The organism is Mesorhizobium sp. BR1-1-3, assembly GCF_020165455.1.
GTDB classification, from domain to species: domain Bacteria; phylum Pseudomonadota; class Alphaproteobacteria; order Rhizobiales; family Rhizobiaceae; genus Mesorhizobium; species Mesorhizobium ciceri.
The window spans coordinates 305,544-320,569 of record NZ_JAIUIC010000004.1; the positions used below are offsets into that span (position 1 = coordinate 305,544).

The following is a 15,026-nucleotide window of genomic DNA, read 5'->3' on the forward strand; positions in this document are numbered from 1 at the left end:
CCATGCGCCACATCATGGCAAAGAGCCTCGCCCCCACCGACGGCGTTCGCGACTATCTGGCGGCGCAGGAGAAGAAGTCGCTGCTGCGCTTCCTGACCTGCGGCTCGGTCGATGACGGCAAGTCGACGCTGATCGGGCGCCTGCTGTCCGACACCAAGCAGATTTTCGAGGACCAGCTCGCCGCGCTCGAACGCGATTCGCGCAAGCATGGCACGACGGGCGACGACATCGATTTCGCACTGCTGGTCGACGGCCTCGAGGCCGAGCGTGAGCAAGGCATCACCATCGACGTCGCCTACCGTTTCTTTGCCACGCCGAAGCGCAAATTCATCGTCGCCGACACACCTGGTCACGAGCAATACACCCGCAACATGGCCACCGGCGCCTCGACCGCCGACCTGGCGATCGTGCTGATCGATGCCCGGCAGGGTGTGCTTCGCCAGACAAGGCGACATTCGATCATCGCCTCGCTGCTCGGCATCCGCCACGTCGTGCTGGCCGTCAACAAGATCGATCTTGTCGATTTCGATCAGACGGTTTTCGACCGGATCGTCGAAGACTACGGGCAATTCTCGCGCGATCTCGGCTTCCAGACCATTGTGCCGATCCCGATGTCGGCCCGTTATGGCGATAATGTCAGCCGTCGGTCGGAAAGCATGGAATGGTATTCCGGCCCAACGCTGATCGAGCATCTCGAAACCGTGTCGGTCGACCAAGCGATGGTCGAACTGCCGTTCCGTTTCCCGGTCCAGTATGTCAATCGTCCCAATCTCGACTTTCGCGGCTTTGCCGGCACGGTCGCTTCCGGCTCGGTTGCGCCCGGCGACGAGGTCGTTGTCGCCAAGTCGGGCAAATCCTCGCGCGTCAAGCGGATCGTCTCGTATGGCGGCGATCTCGCCCAGGCGGCTGCCGGACAGGCCGTCACGCTCGTCCTCGACGACGAAGTCGAAATCTCGCGCGGCAACATGCTGGTTTCGCCTGCCGCACGGCCGCAGGTCGCCGACCAGTTCGCCGCCAACATCGTCTGGTTCGACGAGCATGCGCTGCTGCCGGGCCGCTCCTACATCCTGCGCACCGAGACCGACCAGACCAGCGCCACCGTCACCGATCTGAAATACCGGATCAACGTCAACGACTTTGCCCATGAAGCGGCCAAGTCGCTCGAAATGAACGAAGTCGGCATCTGCAACATCTCGACGCGGACGCCGATCGCCTTTGATCCCTTCGCCGAAAACCGCACAACCGGCGCCTTCATCCTGATCGACCGCATCTCCAACGCCACGGTCGGCGCCGGCATGATCCTGCACTCGCTGCGTCGTGCCGAAAACATCCATTGGCAGTCGCTCGATGTCGGCAAGCGCGTGCGCGCCGACATGAAGAACCAGCGGCCCGCCGTGTTCTGGTTCACCGGGCTGTCGGGATCCGGCAAGTCGACCATCGCCAACCTGTTCGAAAAGAAGCTGTTCGCCACCGGCCGTCATACTTATATCCTCGACGGCGACAACGTCCGTCACGGTCTCAATCGCGATCTTGGCTTTACCGATGCCGATCGCGTCGAGAACATCCGCCGCGTCGCCGAGGTGGCGCGTTTGATGGCCGATGCCGGGTTGATCGTCATTGTTTCGTTCATTTCGCCGTTCAGCGCCGAACGGCGCATGGCACGTGAATTGATGGCCGACGGAGAATTCGTCGAGGTGTTCGTCGATACGCCCTTCGAGGAATGCGCCAGGCGTGATCCGAAGGGCCTCTATGCGCGCGCGCTGAATGGCGAGATCAAGAATTTCACCGGCGTCGATTCCCCTTATGAAGCGCCGGAAACCCCGGAGATCCATCTGCAGACACTCGGCAAATCGGCCGAAGAGATGGTCGACGCCCTGGAACACTGGCTGAACGAGCGCGACATTGCCGAAGACCAATACGATAGCGGCGGCGGCATCTGACGACAGGCTGATGCTTGAAATCTTCGAGCGCCTGGCCTTGTCGGCCGGGCGCGAGGTGATGCGCGTGTTCCACGCCGGCTGTGCGGTTGACCGCAAGTCCGACGCCTCGCCGGTGACCGAGGCGGACCGCGAGAGCGAAAAGATCATTCTCGCCGGACTGCGTGCCGCATTTCCCGATATCCCCTGCGTGGCCGAGGAAGAAGCTTCCGCCGGTGTCGTGCCGCCCGACCTAAATGGGGCTTTCTTCCTGATCGATCCGCTCGACGGCACCAAGGAATTCGTCAACCGCCGCACCGATTTCACCGTCAACATAGCGCTGGTTCGCGATGGTGTGCCGGAGGTCGGCGTCGTCTTTGCGCCCTGCACGGGCCGCTTCTTTTCCGGCCTGCCGGGAAGGGCGGAATCTCTCGAGATCGATGGCGGCTACCAGATCGTCGGCCGCCGGCCGATCTCGGTGAGAACGGCCGTGGCGCCGCTGGCCGTCGTCGCCAGCCGTTCCCACAACACGCCGGAAACCGAGGCCTATATTCGCGACCTTGGTGCCGCCGAAATCGTCTCGGTCGGTTCGTCCTTGAAATTCTGCCTTCTCGCCAGTGCCGAGGCTGATGTCTATCCGCGCTTCGGCCGCACCATGGAATGGGACACGGCGGCAGGCGACGCCATCCTGCGCGCTGCCGGTGGCATGACGCGCACGCTCGATGGCCAGCCTCTGGTCTATGGGAAGCGCCGGCAAAGCGACGACGAGGATTTCGCCAATCCGCATTTCATTGCCAGCGGAGGGCAGGGGTCAGCCCCGCCTGAGAAGGCCCGGTAGCTTACTCGGCCGCTGCCTGCGCCGAATTCGAGCCTATATAGTTGCGGATCGTCTCGATGATGCGGTCCTGGTCGGCTTCGCTGAGATAAGGGTGCATCGGCAGGCACAGGATCCGCTTCGGCAGGTCTTCCGAAACGGCAAGGCCGGTCGGCGTACGCGGATAGTCGCGATAAGCGACCTGGGCATGCAGCGGCTTCACATAGTAGATGACAGACGGAATGCCCTTTTCGCCGAGATGCGCCCTCAGCCCGTCGCGCTTCGGCGTCTCGATAGCGTATTGCGCCCAGGCCGAACGGCTGCCGTCCAGATTGCGGGCGGCGGTAACGACGTCGCCAAGCCCATCGGCATAGCGCTTTGCCACGACCTGCCGGGCGACCATCTCGTCTTCGAGAATGGCCAGCTTCTCGATGAGGATCGCCGCCTGTATCGTGTCGAGCCGCGAATTGATGCCGACGCGGACATTGTCGTACTGCGTCTCGCCCTTGCCATGAAAGGCGAACGAGCGAAGCTGTTCGGCCAGCGCATCGTCATTGGTGAACATCGCGCCGCCGTCGCCGTAGCAGCCAAGCGGTTTTGCCGGATAGAAGCTGGTCGAGCCGACCGCACCGAAGGAGCCGCACATCTTGCCGTCGAGCGAACCGCCCATCGACTGGGCGGCATCCTCGATCACCATCAGGCCTTCGCGGTTGGCGATCGCCATGATCGCCTCGTAATCGGCGGCAAGGCCAAACAGATCGACGGGAATGATTGCCTTCGGCTTCAGCCTTCCTTCCTTCTTGATCATGGCAATGGCCGCTTCGAGGCTGGCAATGTCGATGTTGTAGCTGTGCGGGTCGACATCGACGAACACCGGCTCGGCCTTGGCCAGCGCCACCACTTCGGCGGTGGCGGCGAACGTGAAGCTCGGCACGAACACCGCGTCACCCGGGCCGACGCCGGCTGCAAACAGCGGCAACAGCAGCGCGTCGGTGCCGTTGGCGCAGGCCACGACATGCTTGGTACCGATATAGGCGGCAAGCTTGTTCTCGAATTCGGTGACTTGCGGGCCAAGAATATAGCGGCCCTCGTCGACGACACGGTCGATCGCGGCCTTCAGCCGGTCGCGGATTCGTTCGCGCTGCGCGCCAAGATCGATGAACTGCATGTCGGCCTCAAAATGGGTTAGCCAGATAATCGGCCGCTGGTACCAGAGTTGCGCTTGCCGAGAAAGCCGGGCAGGCGGAGCCCTAAATTGCGGAAGTGTCGCAGTCCGTTACCAGTTTTCCCGGCGAATGTCAGTCAGATGCCGGAAATCCGGGCTTCGTCGGGCGCCATCCCGCCCTTATAGCCTTGGAAAGAGCCCCTGCGAAACATAAAGTGATCGATTGGGCTCAACTTATGTTGAGCGTTGCTCAGGCGATTTCATGTCGCCAGGGTGGATTGGCGCCGGCCCGCGACACGGTCACTGCCGCCGCCTTCGCGCCGAGCGCCAGCGCCTTATGGATGGCGTCTTCCGACAGTCCGGAAATCGCCGCCTTCGTCAGCAGGCCTTGCTCGTGCAGCGAGGCGAGGATGCCGGCGTTGAACGTGTCGCCGGCGCCGACCGTGTCGACCACCTCGACCCTTTCGGGCACGACGGCAACCGCATGTTCCCTGGTATAGCCGACCGCGCCTTCGCCGCCATGGGTGACGACGATCAGCTTCGGGCCGCGGTCCAGCCAATTGCGGATGACATCCTCATGCGAGCCGGCTTCGCCGAACCAGTTCAGGTCTTCGTCCGACAGTTTCACGATGTCGGCCATCGCCATCATGGTGCGAATGCGCTTGAGGTGCTTGGCCTTGTCCGGGATGAAGTTCGGCCGGATGTTGGGGTCGAGCATCATGACGCGGCTTTCATGCTCGCGCCGCATGAACTCTTCATAGGCACTGCCGGCGGGCTCGGAAATCAGGCTGATGGCGCCGAACAGCATGGCTTCGATCTCGTTGCCGAGCTGCGGCAAATCGTCGATCGTCAGCATGCGTCCGGCGGTGTTCTCGTCATAGAAAGTGTACGTCGCCTGGCCGTTGGTGAGCTTGACGAAGGCCAGCGTGGTTGGCCGTGGCGAGGTGTGTGCATAGGTGGAACTGACCTTGCTCGCCCCAAGCGCATCCCGGAATTGGCCACCGAACAGATCCGACGACAGGCCGGAAAAGAAGCCGGCCGGCGCGCCGAGCCGGCCAAGTGCGATTGCCGTGTTGAACACGGCGCCGCCGACATAAGGCGCAAAGGCCGGCTCGCCCGCTGTCGTCGTGCGCGGCAGCATGTCGATCAGGGCTTCGCCGCAGCAGAGGATCATGGCTTCTTGGTCTCCGGCGGATAGATCACGCCCTTGCGTATGATGATGTTGGCGTAGAGCCGCGGCTCGCTTGTCGCGACGATGGCATGCGCCGATTTGACCCGTGCATAGAAGTCGGCGCCGGCCAGCGCAACCACCTTGCGGCCTGGTACCCGTTTGGCGCAGATCGCTTCGATCTCATGATGGACAGGATCGGCAAGCGAGGGATCGCCTCGGACCGAGGCGCGAAACAGCGCCTCCGGCACGGCGTCATCGACAGGCAGGACACTCAATATCGCGTCGAGTACCGGGATAAGAGGGTGGCCATCGGCGCGTACCAGTCGGGTTGCCTGCTGTTCCGCCGGATAGTTTCCGTCGACAAGGGCGATTTCGTCGCCATGGCCCATGCCGCGCAGGATCGCCAGAAGCTCCGGACCGAGCAGCGCCGGGATTCCGATCAGCATCAGGCGCTCCTGGAAATCGTCGTCGAGCCGATCAGGAAGCGTTCGGAAAGCGGCAGGCTGGCGCCGCCGAGCGCCCGGGCATGGATACCGACGGTTCCCTCGCGAATGGCGGGCAGCTTCAAGCCTTCGCCGTCGATCGTGGCGATTGCCACAATGATGGCGTCGACCAGCTGGCGGCGCACCGCCTTCGGCATCCAGCCGTCGATCACCGCCGCTTCGAAATCGATGATCGAGGATGCGGCGACGATGGCGTAAGCGAGCGCCCTTGAGGCGCTGGCGATCCAGCCGTCGAGTTCGGGTCCGATCTCGCCCCAGTCTTCCGGCGAGGTCCACAGATGCGAGGCCTCGATGCCGCGCGCATTGAGCGCCTTTTCGAGCATGGCGATGGAAGCGACATCGATCAGTTGGGTCGGCTTGCCGTCCGGCCCGGGCACGGGCATGGAGCCGAGCGCTCCGGCATTGCCGGTCGGGCCGCCGAAAAGCCGGCCGTTCAGCACGATGCCGCCACCGGCAAAGGCGCCGATATAGAAATAGACGAAGTCACGCGCAGCGCCCGCCTGCCCGAAGACGAGTTCGGCGCCGCAGGCCGACGTGGCGTCGTTCTGCAAATAGACCGGAAAATCGCATTGCGCCTGGATGTCGGCCCTGATGTCGCGGTGACGCCATTCGTCCATCACGTCGCGCGGGGCGCCGGCGGTATCGGCCCAGTTCCACAATTCGAACGGCATGGCGATGCCCAGCCCGGCGATGCGCTTGTCTTGCGCGGGCGTGAGCTCGCCGCGCATCTGCCGCATGCCGTTGCTGACGAAGTCCACCGTCTCGCGCGGCGCCGGGTAGCGATAGGAATGCTGCAGCATCGAACGGACATTGCCAAGGAAATCGATCAACACCAGTTCAGCGCTGCGGCGGCCGATCTTCAGGCCGATGAAGAAAGCGCCTTCGGGATTGAGCGCCATCGGGATGGAAGGCTGGCCGATCTTGCCGCGCAACGGCGCCTGACGCAGCAGGAGGCTTTCTTCCTCCAGCTCGCGCATGATGACGGAAACCGTCTGCGCCGAAAGTCCGGTCATGCGGGCGATGTCGGATTTTGCCAGGCTGCCGTGTTGACGCACCAGCGACAGCACCAACCGCTCATTGTGGTCGCGCATGCCGCTCTGGTTGGTGCCGCGGTGAATGAGACTGTCATTCACCTCGGGCGAACCGTGCCTCGCAATGGCCGTTTCCACCCTGTTCCTCCCGTCGTTTCCCCTCAATGCTTTTGGGCCAGAATGGGTGAACGAAGCAATGCTGTCAATAATAAATAAGAGTGATTTAATTATTGACAGGGGCTTCGGCCTGGTGTCTGTTAAGGCAGCGTCCACGCTGGGAGAATTTCGTTGGATGCGCTGCAGGTGCCGGTTGGCCGGCATCGGAATGGTTCCACTGGGAGGAAAATCGTGACCAATACAAAATTGTTGAAATCGACCGTGTTTGCCGCCGCGGCTCTGGGGCTGATGGCGTTTGCCTCGTCCGCATCCGCCGCCGGTGTCGGCGCCTGCCTGATCACCAAGACCGACACCAATCCCTTCTTCGTCAAGATGAAGGAAGGCGCGACCGCGAAGGCCAAGGAGCTCGGCGTCGACCTCAAGACCTATGCCGGCAAGATCGACGGCGACAGCGAGAGCCAGGTCGCGGCGATCGAAAGCTGCATCGCCGACGGCGCCAAGGGTATCCTGATCACCGCATCCGACACCAAGGGCATCGTGCCGACCGTGAAGAAGGCGCGTGATGCCGGCCTGCTGGTGATCGCGCTCGACACGCCGCTCGATCCGATCGACGCCGCCGATGCGACCTTCGCGACGGACAATCTCGAGGCAGGCAAGCTGATCGGGGCCTGGGCCGCCGCCACGCTCGGCGACAAGGCCAAGGACGCCAAGATCGGTTTCCTTGACCTGACGCCTTCGCAGCCGACTGTCGACGTGCTGCGCGACCAAGGCTTCATGATGGGCTACGGCATCGACGTGAAGGATCCCAACAAGATCGGCGACGAGACCGATCCGCGCATCGTCGGCCATGACGTCACCAACGGCAACGAAGAGGGCGGCCGCAAGGCGATGGAGAACCTCCTGCAGAAGGACAACACCATCAACGTCATCCACACCATCAACGAGCCGGCCGCTGTCGGCGCCTACCAGGCGCTCAAGGCTGTCGGCCTCGAAAGCCAGGTGCTGATCGTTTCCGTCGACGGCGGCTGCCCCGGCGTGAAGTCGGTGGCCGAAGGTGTCATCGGCGCCACTTCGCAGCAATACCCGCTGCAGATGGCTGCACTCGGCATCGAGGCGATCGCCGCCTTTGCCAAGGACGGAACCAAGCCGAAGCCGACCGAAGGCAAGAACTTCTTCGACACCGGCGTCAACCTGGTGACCGACAAGCCGGCCACCGGCGTCAAGTCCATCGACACCAAGGAAGGCCTCGCCAAGTGCTGGGGCTGATGCCGTTCTGACCGGCATCCAAGGAACCTGAGCGGTCGGGGCTTGATCCCCGGCCGCTTCGGGTGGACGATGGCTCGCGTGACCGCGAACAATCCCGGCAGCAGACCGGAAAGGCGTGGACTGGCGTCGGCGTTTGGCTGAAGCCTACGGGGAGAAAACATGGCTCAAGCTCAGGAATTCGAGAAGGTTCTCTCGAGCAGCGACACCAGCGTTGCTGCTTTTGACGAGCACAAATCGGCCGTCAAGCGTATCCAGCATTTCTTGCATTCGACGCCGGCCGCGGTGCCGCTGATCGTCCTGGTTCTGGCGATCATCGTCTTCGGCATCGCCATCGGTGGGCGTTTCTTTTCGTCCTACACGCTGACGCTTATCCTGCAGCAGATCGCCATCATCGGCATTCTGGGGGCTGCGCAGACATTGGTCATCCTGACCGCGGGCATCGACCTGTCGATCGGTGTGATCATGGTGATTTCAGCGGTGATCATGGGCAATTGCGCGGTCTCCTACGGCATGCCGAGCGCGCTCGCAGTGGCGATCGGGCTTGCCGCCGGCGCCGCCTGCGGGCTGCTCAACGGGGTGCTTGTCGCCTACATGAAGCTACCACCCTTCATCGTGACGCTTGGCACCTGGAACATCGTCATGGCCACGAACTTCATCTATTCGGCCAACGAGACGATCCGCGACACCGACGTCGATACCCAGGCGCCGCTGCTGCATCTCTTTGCCATCAGTTTCAAGGTCGGCACTGCGGTGCTGACGCTCGGCGTCATTGCCACGGTCCTGCTCGTGATGATCCTCTGGTACGTGCTCAATCACACGGCGTGGGGCCGCCATGTCTACGCCGTTGGCGATGACCAGGAGGCGGCGAAGCTGTCGGGCATCCAGACCAAGAAGGTGTTGATGACGGTCTACACCTTGGCCGGCCTGATCGCCGCTTTCGCGGCCTGGGTCTCCATCGGCCGCAACGGCTCGATCTCGCCGTCGGCTGCCGTCACCGACTACAATCTGCAGGCCATCACCGCGACGGTGATCGGCGGTATTTCCCTCTTCGGCGGACGCGGCTCCATCCTGGGCACGCTGTTCGGCGCGATGATCGTCGGCGTCGTTTCCATGGGCCTCAACATGCTGGGCGCCGATCCGCAATGGAAGGTGCTGCTCACCGGTGTGCTGATCATCGGCGCCGTGGCAGTCGACCAATGGATCAGAAAGGTGTCGGCATGACCATGACCCAGGAACCCATCCTCACTGCGCGTGGCCTGATCAAGCGCTATGGCCGTGTCACCGCCCTCGACAATGCCGACTTCGACCTTTATCCCGGCGAAATCCTCGCCGTCATCGGCGACAACGGCGCCGGCAAGTCGTCGCTCATCAAGGCGATTTCCGGCGCGGCCGTGCCCGACGAAGGCGAGATCCGGCTTGAAGGCAAACCCGTCGCCTTCAAATCGCCGATGGAGGCACGCGAAGCCGGCATCGAGACCGTCTACCAGAATCTGGCACTGTCGCCGGCGCTCTCGATCGCCGATAACATGTTCCTTGGCCGCGAGATCCGCAAACCGGGTTTTCTGGGCGATTGGCTGCGTATGCTCGACCGTCCGGCGATGGAAAAGCGCGCCCGCGACAAGCTTACCGAGCTTGGCCTGATGACCATCCAGAACATCAGCCAGGCTGTGGAAACGCTCTCGGGCGGTCAGAGGCAGGGCGTTGCGGTGGCGCGCGCGGCCGCCTTCGGCAGTCGTGTGGTGATCATGGACGAGCCGACGGCCGCCCTTGGCGTCAAGGAAAGCCGCCGCGTGCTCGAGTTGATCCTCGACGTCAAGAAGCGCGGCCTGCCGATCGTGCTGATCTCGCACAACATGCCGCATGTCTTCGAAGTGGCCGACCGCATTCACATCCACCGGCTCGGCCGTCGCCTCTGCGTCATCGATCCCAAGCAATATACGATGTCCGATGCCGTGGCCTTCATGACCGGAGCAAAGGTTCCGCCCGAGGCAGCGCTGGCGGCCTGATACATGTCGCCCAAGTGCTGGAGGGTTGGCGGCACGGCAAGCACGGAACAGGAATTTGAAGCGCGTCGCGCGACCGTCTTGGCGCGTCACACTTGCGAATTGCCAAATTGCCGCAGGGGGCATGCCGGTTCGGGCATGTTTAAATCGATTGAATATATAGCGGTATCAGCTAGCATGGGCTGGGAGGAGCGATGAAAGCCGGTATGATCATGGCAACCGCACGAGAGGCATCATGACGAGCGCGATGACATCCGAACCCCTTCCTCCACTGCTCGAAAATCCTGATCCCAAGACACTCGCACGTGAAGTCTTGGTGGCCCTCAAATACCGGGTCGGCAAGGATACCACCGTTGCGACCCAGTACGACTGGCTGACCGCCTCGATCAAGGTCGTGCGCGACCGGATCGTCGATCGCTGGATGCAGGCGACGAAGGAGGCGTACGATCAGAAGGAAAAACGCGTCTATTATCTGTCTCTGGAGTTCCTCATCGGCCGCCTGATGCGCGATGCCTTCTCCAATCTCGGCCTGATGGACAACATGCGCGAGGCCCTGTCGTCTCTGGGCGTCGATCTCGATCTCATCGCCGCACTCGAGCCGGATGCCGCACTTGGCAATGGCGGCCTCGGGCGGCTTGCGGCCTGCTTCATGGAAAGCATGGCGACCGTCGACATTCCCGCGCATGGCTACGGCATCCGCTATGCCAACGGCATGTTCCGCCAGGAGATTCACGACGGCTGGCAGGTCGAATTGCCTGAAACCTGGCTCGATCACGGAAACCCGTGGGAATTCGAACGCCGTGAGCGCTCGTTCGAGGTCGGTTTCGGCGGTTCGGTGGAATCGATCACCTCCAAGGACGGCCGCCTCGAACGCCATGTCTGGAAGCCGACCGAGCATGTGCTGGCCGTCGCGTATGATACGCCCGTCGTCGGCTGGCGGGCCAACCGCGTCAACACGCTGCGGCTCTGGTCGGGCATGCCGGTCGATCCGATCCTGCTCGACAAGTTCAATGCCGGCGACCACATCGGCGCGCTCGCCGAAAGCAACAAGGCCGATGCCTTGTCGCGCGTGCTCTATCCCGCCGATTCCCACAAGGCCGGGCAGGAACTGCGGCTTCGGCAGGAATATTTCTTCTCCACCGCATCGCTGCAGGACATCGTCCAGCGCCATCTCAGCCAATATGGCGACCTGAAGTCCTTGCCCGACAAGGCTGCGATCCACCTGAACGACACCCATCCGGCCATCGCTGTGCCGGAGTTGATGCGCCTGTTGATGGACGTCCACGGCATGGACTTCGATCAGGCCTGGGACATCACCCAGCGCACCTTCGGCTACACCAACCACACGCTGCTGCCCGAGGCACTGGAAAGCTGGCCGGTGCCGCTGTTCGAGCGGCTTTTGCCGCGCCACATGCAGATCGTCTATGCCATCAACGCTGAAGTGCTTCTGGAGGCGCGTGCGTCCAACCAGTTCTCGGACGAGCAGATCGGCCGCATCTCGCTAATCCAGGAAAATGGCGACCGCCGGGTGCGCATGGGCAATCTGGCCTTTGTCGGTTCGCACTCGATCAACGGCGTTTCGGCGCTTCACACCGACCTGATGAAGGAGACGGTGTTCGCCGATCTGCACAAGCTCTATCCCGATCGCATCAACAACAAGACCAACGGCATCACGCCGCGGCGCTGGCTGATCCAGTGTAATCCCGGGCTGACGTCGCTTGCCCGCGAGGCGATCGGCGACCGCTTTCTCGATGACATCGACGCCATCAAGGATCTCGACGGTTTCGCCGGCGATGCCGCCTTTCGCGACAAGTTCGCCGCCGTCAAGCGCGCCAACAAGGCGCGGCTGGCCAACCTCGTCGCCGACCGGCTCGGCATCAAGGTCGATCCCTCGGCGCTGTTCGATATCCAGATCAAACGCATCCACGAATACAAGCGCCAGCTTCTGAATATCCTCGAGGCGATCGCCCTCTACGACCAGATCCGCTCGCATCCCGAGCGCGACTGGATGCCGCGCGTGAAATTCTTCGGCGGCAAGGCGGCGCCCAGCTACCACAATGCCAAGCTGATCATCAAACTCGCCAACGATGTCGCCAAGGTCATCAACCGCGATCCGGCCGTGCGCGGTCTGCTGAAGGTGGTGTTCGTGCCGAACTACAATGTCAGCCTTGCCGAGATCATGATGCCGGCCGCCGATCTGTCCGAACAGATCTCGACCGCCGGCATGGAAGCGTCGGGCACCGGCAACATGAAGTTCGCGCTGAACGGTGCGCTGACCATCGGCACGCTCGACGGCGCCAATGTCGAGATCAAGGAATGCGTCGGCGACGACAACATCTTCATCTTCGGCCTGACCACCGCCGAGGTCGCCGAGCGGCGCAACAACGGCTACGATCCGCGCGCCGTCATCGAAGGCTCGCCTGAGCTGGCGCAAGCGGTTGCGGCTGTTTCGTCAGGCGTCTTCTCGCCGGACGATCCGGAGCGTTACCGCGATCTCATCAACGGTCTCTACAACAGCGACTGGTTCATGGTTGCCGCCGATTTCGATGCCTATGCCGCCGCCCAGCGCGCGGTCGATGCGGTCTGGCGCAACAGTCCCGACTGGTACGCCCGGGCAATCCGCAACGTTGCGCGTGTCGGCTGGTTCTCCTCCGATCGCACGATCCGCCAATATGCGAAAGAAATCTGGAACGTGCCTGTCTGATGTGATTGCATGAGGCCGCAAACAATGTGGTCCCGGTGATGTGAATTGAATGTCGGATTCACATCACTAGAAACAAACACTTGGTGCCCGGGGAGGGACACTGCCTGATGAAGAAGCCGCGCGCGACCGCTGCGACAAGCGGGCCGGATGGACTGGCGCCAGCCGGCGATGTCGCGGCGATTGTTGCCGGCACGCACGGAGATCCCTTCGCCGTCCTTGGTGTCCATGAGGTCGGCAAGAGCCTGTATGCCCGGTGCTTTGTTCCGAATGCCGAATTCGTCACCGCCTACACGCTGACCGGCACCATCGCGGGTGAACTGTCCAGGCGCGACGATGGCGGCTTTTTCGAAGGCAAGCTCTCGATCAAGAAGCGGCAACCCCTGCGCTATCATGCCAGGAACGCCGGCGGCGACTGGTGGCTGACCGATCCCTATTCGTTCGGTCCGGTGCTGGGCCCGATGGACGATTACTACATCGCCCAAGGCTCGCATCTCAGGCTGTTCGACAAGCTCGGCGCCCATGTCATCGATCACGAAGGCGCCACCGGAGTGCATTTCGCCGTCTGGGCTCCCAATGCGCGGCGCGTCTCTGTGGTCGGCGACTTCAACGAGTGGGACGGCCGCCGGCACACCATGCGAGACCGGCGCGACACCGGTATCTGGGAACTGTTCGTACCCGACATCGGTGCCGGACGACCCTACAAATACGAGATCATCGGCCCCGATGGTGTGAGGCTGCCGCTGAAGGCCGACCCGTTCGCCTTCAAATCCGAACTGCGTCCGGCTACTGCTTCGGTCGTGGCGGTGCCGCCGGCGCACGAGTGGGGCGACGAGGCGCATCGCAATTTCTGGCGCAATGCCGATCACCGGCGAGAAGCCATCTCGATCTACGAGGTCCATGCCGGCTCCTGGCAGCTTCGCGACGACGGAACGTTCCTGTCATGGGACGAGTTGGCCGACCGGCTGATCCCCTATGTGGTCGAAACCGGTTTCACCCACATCGAATTCATGCCGATCTCTGAACATCCCTACGACCCGTCCTGGGGCTACCAAACGACCGGCCTTTACGCGCCGTCAGCCCGCTTTGGCGACCCGGACGGCTTTGCCCGTTTCGTCGATGGCGCCCACCGCGCCGGCGTCGGCGTCATCCTCGACTGGGTGCCGGCACATTTCCCGGTCGACGCGCATGGCCTGGCCAATTTCGATGGCACCGCGCTCTATGAACATGCCGATCCGCGCAAGGGTTTTCATCCCGACTGGAACACCGCGATCTACAATTTCGGCCGCCGCGAGGTGGTGTCGTTCCTGGTCAACAATGCGCTGTTCTGGGCCGAGAAATACCATGTCGACGGTTTGCGCGTCGACGCGGTCGCCTCGATGCTCTACCTCGACTATTCGCGCAAAGCCGGCGAATGGATCCCCAACGAGAAGGGCGGCCGCGAGAATCTCGAGGCGGTCAGCTTCCTGCAGAAGATGAACAAGGAGGTCTACGGCCATCATCCGGGCGTCATGACCATAGCCGAGGAATCGACCTCATGGCCGAAGGTCTCGGCACCGGTGCATGAAGGCGGCCTCGGCTTCGGCTTCAAGTGGAATATGGGCTTCATGCACGACACGCTGGAGTATTTCTCCAAGGAGCCGATCTTCCGAAAACACCACCACAACGACCTCACCTTCGGCCTGACCTACGCCTTCTCGGAGAATTTCGTGCTGCCGCTCTCGCATGACGAGGTCGTGCACGGCAAAGGCACGTTGCTCGGTAAGATGGCCGGCGACGACTGGCAGAAGTTTGCGACGCTGCGTGCCTACTACGCTTTCATGTGGGGCTATCCCGGCAAGAAGCTGCTGTTCATGGGACAGGAGTTCGCGCAGCGCCGAGAATGGAGCGAGGCGCGCGCGCTGGACTGGAATCTGCTGGAGTTCAGGCCGCATCGCGGCGTCTGGCAGACGGTGCGCGATCTCAACTATCTCTACCGTTCGCGCCCGGCGCTGCATGGCCGCGACTGCGAACCGGAAGGGTTCTCCTGGCTGATCGTCGACGACAGCCAGAATTCGGTTTTTGCCTGGCTGCGCAGTGCGCCGGGCGGCAGCCCGGTGGCCGTCATTTCCAATTTCACGCCGGTGCCGCGCGATAATTATCGCGTGCCGTTGCCGACATCAGGCAAATGGCGCGAGATCATCAACACCGACGCTTCTGAATATGGCGGTTCCGGCAAGGGCAATGGCGGCATGGTCGAGGCGCGGGCGGAGGAAGGAAGCATCGCCGCGACGATGCTCTTGCCGCCGCTGTCCACGATCATGCTCGAGCTCGTCGCCGACTGAACCCATCGACACTGA

General features: G+C 62.6%; 11 protein-coding genes. 7 read left to right on the plus strand and 4 right to left on the minus strand.

From position 1 onward, the window contains the following. The first annotated feature begins 2 nt into the window (after window positions 1-2). Together cysN and cysQ are read left to right on the plus strand one after the other, a co-directional pair. Entirely contained in the window at window positions 3-1,940 is a 1,938-nt protein-coding gene (cysN, locus tag LB559_RS11640; protein ID WP_024503688.1) for a sulfate adenylyltransferase subunit CysN, read from the plus strand. A gap of 10 nt (window positions 1,941-1,950) precedes the next feature. Further along, complete coding sequence (cysQ, locus tag LB559_RS11645) at window positions 1,951-2,754, plus strand: 3'(2'),5'-bisphosphate nucleotidase CysQ (protein ID WP_224674171.1); 804 nt, start codon at window positions 1,951-1,953, stop codon at window positions 2,752-2,754. Window position 2,755: 1 nt separating this feature from the next. Here the strand turns inward: cysQ and LB559_RS11650 are convergent, their stop codons facing one another. The 4 genes from LB559_RS11650 to LB559_RS11665 form a co-directional block, all read right to left on the minus strand. Beyond that, a complete protein-coding gene (locus LB559_RS11650; protein WP_024503690.1) occupies window positions 2,756-3,898 on the minus strand; it encodes a DegT/DnrJ/EryC1/StrS family aminotransferase in 1,143 nt (380 codons plus the stop codon). 247 nt (window positions 3,899-4,145) lie between these two features. Next, window positions 4,146-5,069, minus strand: coding sequence for a carbohydrate kinase family protein (locus LB559_RS11655; RefSeq protein ID WP_064995169.1), 924 nt, complete (start codon window positions 5,067-5,069; stop codon window positions 4,146-4,148). After that, window positions 5,066-5,512 (minus strand): RbsD/FucU family protein, encoded by a 447-nt coding sequence (locus tag LB559_RS11660; protein WP_027164094.1) that lies wholly within the window; start codon window positions 5,510-5,512, stop codon window positions 5,066-5,068. The genes LB559_RS11655 and LB559_RS11660 overlap by 4 nt, the downstream gene beginning before the upstream one ends. Next, a complete protein-coding gene (locus LB559_RS11665; protein WP_224674104.1) occupies window positions 5,512-6,738 on the minus strand; it encodes an ROK family protein in 1,227 nt (408 codons plus the stop codon). The genes LB559_RS11660 and LB559_RS11665 overlap by 1 nt, the downstream gene beginning before the upstream one ends. A gap of 267 nt (window positions 6,739-7,005) precedes the next feature. Here LB559_RS11665 and LB559_RS11670 point away from each other — a divergent pair, with 267 nt between their 5' ends. The 5 genes from LB559_RS11670 to glgB all read left to right on the plus strand — a co-directional run bounded on the left by LB559_RS11670 (window position 7,006) and on the right by glgB (window position 15,011). Further along, window positions 7,006-7,983: a sugar ABC transporter substrate-binding protein gene (locus tag LB559_RS11670; RefSeq protein ID WP_395316708.1), complete on the plus strand. Its 978-nt coding sequence runs from the start codon at window positions 7,006-7,008 to the stop codon at window positions 7,981-7,983. 159 nt (window positions 7,984-8,142) lie between these two features. Further along, window positions 8,143-9,204 carry an ABC transporter permease gene (locus LB559_RS11675; RefSeq protein ID WP_224674105.1) on the plus strand — a complete coding sequence of 354 codons (1,062 nt, stop codon included), beginning with the start codon at window positions 8,143-8,145 and terminating at the stop codon, window positions 9,202-9,204. Between the two features lie 2 nt (window positions 9,205-9,206). Beyond that, complete coding sequence (locus tag LB559_RS11680; protein WP_023760533.1) at window positions 9,207-9,989, plus strand: ATP-binding cassette domain-containing protein; 783 nt, start codon at window positions 9,207-9,209, stop codon at window positions 9,987-9,989. 232 nt (window positions 9,990-10,221) lie between these two features. Continuing rightward, window positions 10,222-12,690 (plus strand): glycogen/starch/alpha-glucan phosphorylase, encoded by a 2,469-nt coding sequence (locus tag LB559_RS11685; RefSeq protein WP_224674106.1) that lies wholly within the window; start codon window positions 10,222-10,224, stop codon window positions 12,688-12,690. Between the two features lie 107 nt (window positions 12,691-12,797). Next, window positions 12,798-15,011 (plus strand): 1,4-alpha-glucan branching protein GlgB, encoded by a 2,214-nt coding sequence (gene glgB / locus LB559_RS11690; RefSeq protein ID WP_063171712.1) that lies wholly within the window; start codon window positions 12,798-12,800, stop codon window positions 15,009-15,011. Window positions 15,012-15,026 lie beyond the last annotated feature (15 nt).

Bases quoted from the DNA above. Each gene is read 5' to 3' on its own strand.
- LB559_RS11675 (WP_224674105.1), top strand. From the start codon at position 8,143: ATGGCTCAAGCTCAGGAATTCGAGAAGGTTCTCTCGAGCAGCGACACC.
- LB559_RS11660 (WP_027164094.1), bottom strand. From the start codon at position 5,512: ATGCTGATCGGAATCCCGGCGCTGCTCGGTCCGGAGCTTCTGGCGATC.
- LB559_RS11685 (WP_224674106.1), top strand. From the start codon at position 10,222: ATGACGAGCGCGATGACATCCGAACCCCTTCCTCCACTGCTCGAAAAT.
- cysN (WP_024503688.1), top strand. From the start codon at position 3: ATGCGCCACATCATGGCAAAGAGCCTCGCCCCCACCGACGGCGTTCGC.
- LB559_RS11680 (WP_023760533.1), top strand. From the start codon at position 9,207: ATGACCCAGGAACCCATCCTCACTGCGCGTGGCCTGATCAAGCGCTAT.
- cysQ (WP_224674171.1), top strand. From the start codon at position 1,951: ATGCTTGAAATCTTCGAGCGCCTGGCCTTGTCGGCCGGGCGCGAGGTG.
- glgB (WP_063171712.1), top strand. From the start codon at position 12,798: ATGAAGAAGCCGCGCGCGACCGCTGCGACAAGCGGGCCGGATGGACTG.
- LB559_RS11650 (WP_024503690.1), bottom strand. From the start codon at position 3,898: ATGCAGTTCATCGATCTTGGCGCGCAGCGCGAACGAATCCGCGACCGG.
- LB559_RS11655 (WP_064995169.1), bottom strand. From the start codon at position 5,069: ATGATCCTCTGCTGCGGCGAAGCCCTGATCGACATGCTGCCGCGCACG.
- LB559_RS11670 (WP_395316708.1), top strand. From the start codon at position 7,006: ATGGCGTTTGCCTCGTCCGCATCCGCCGCCGGTGTCGGCGCCTGCCTG.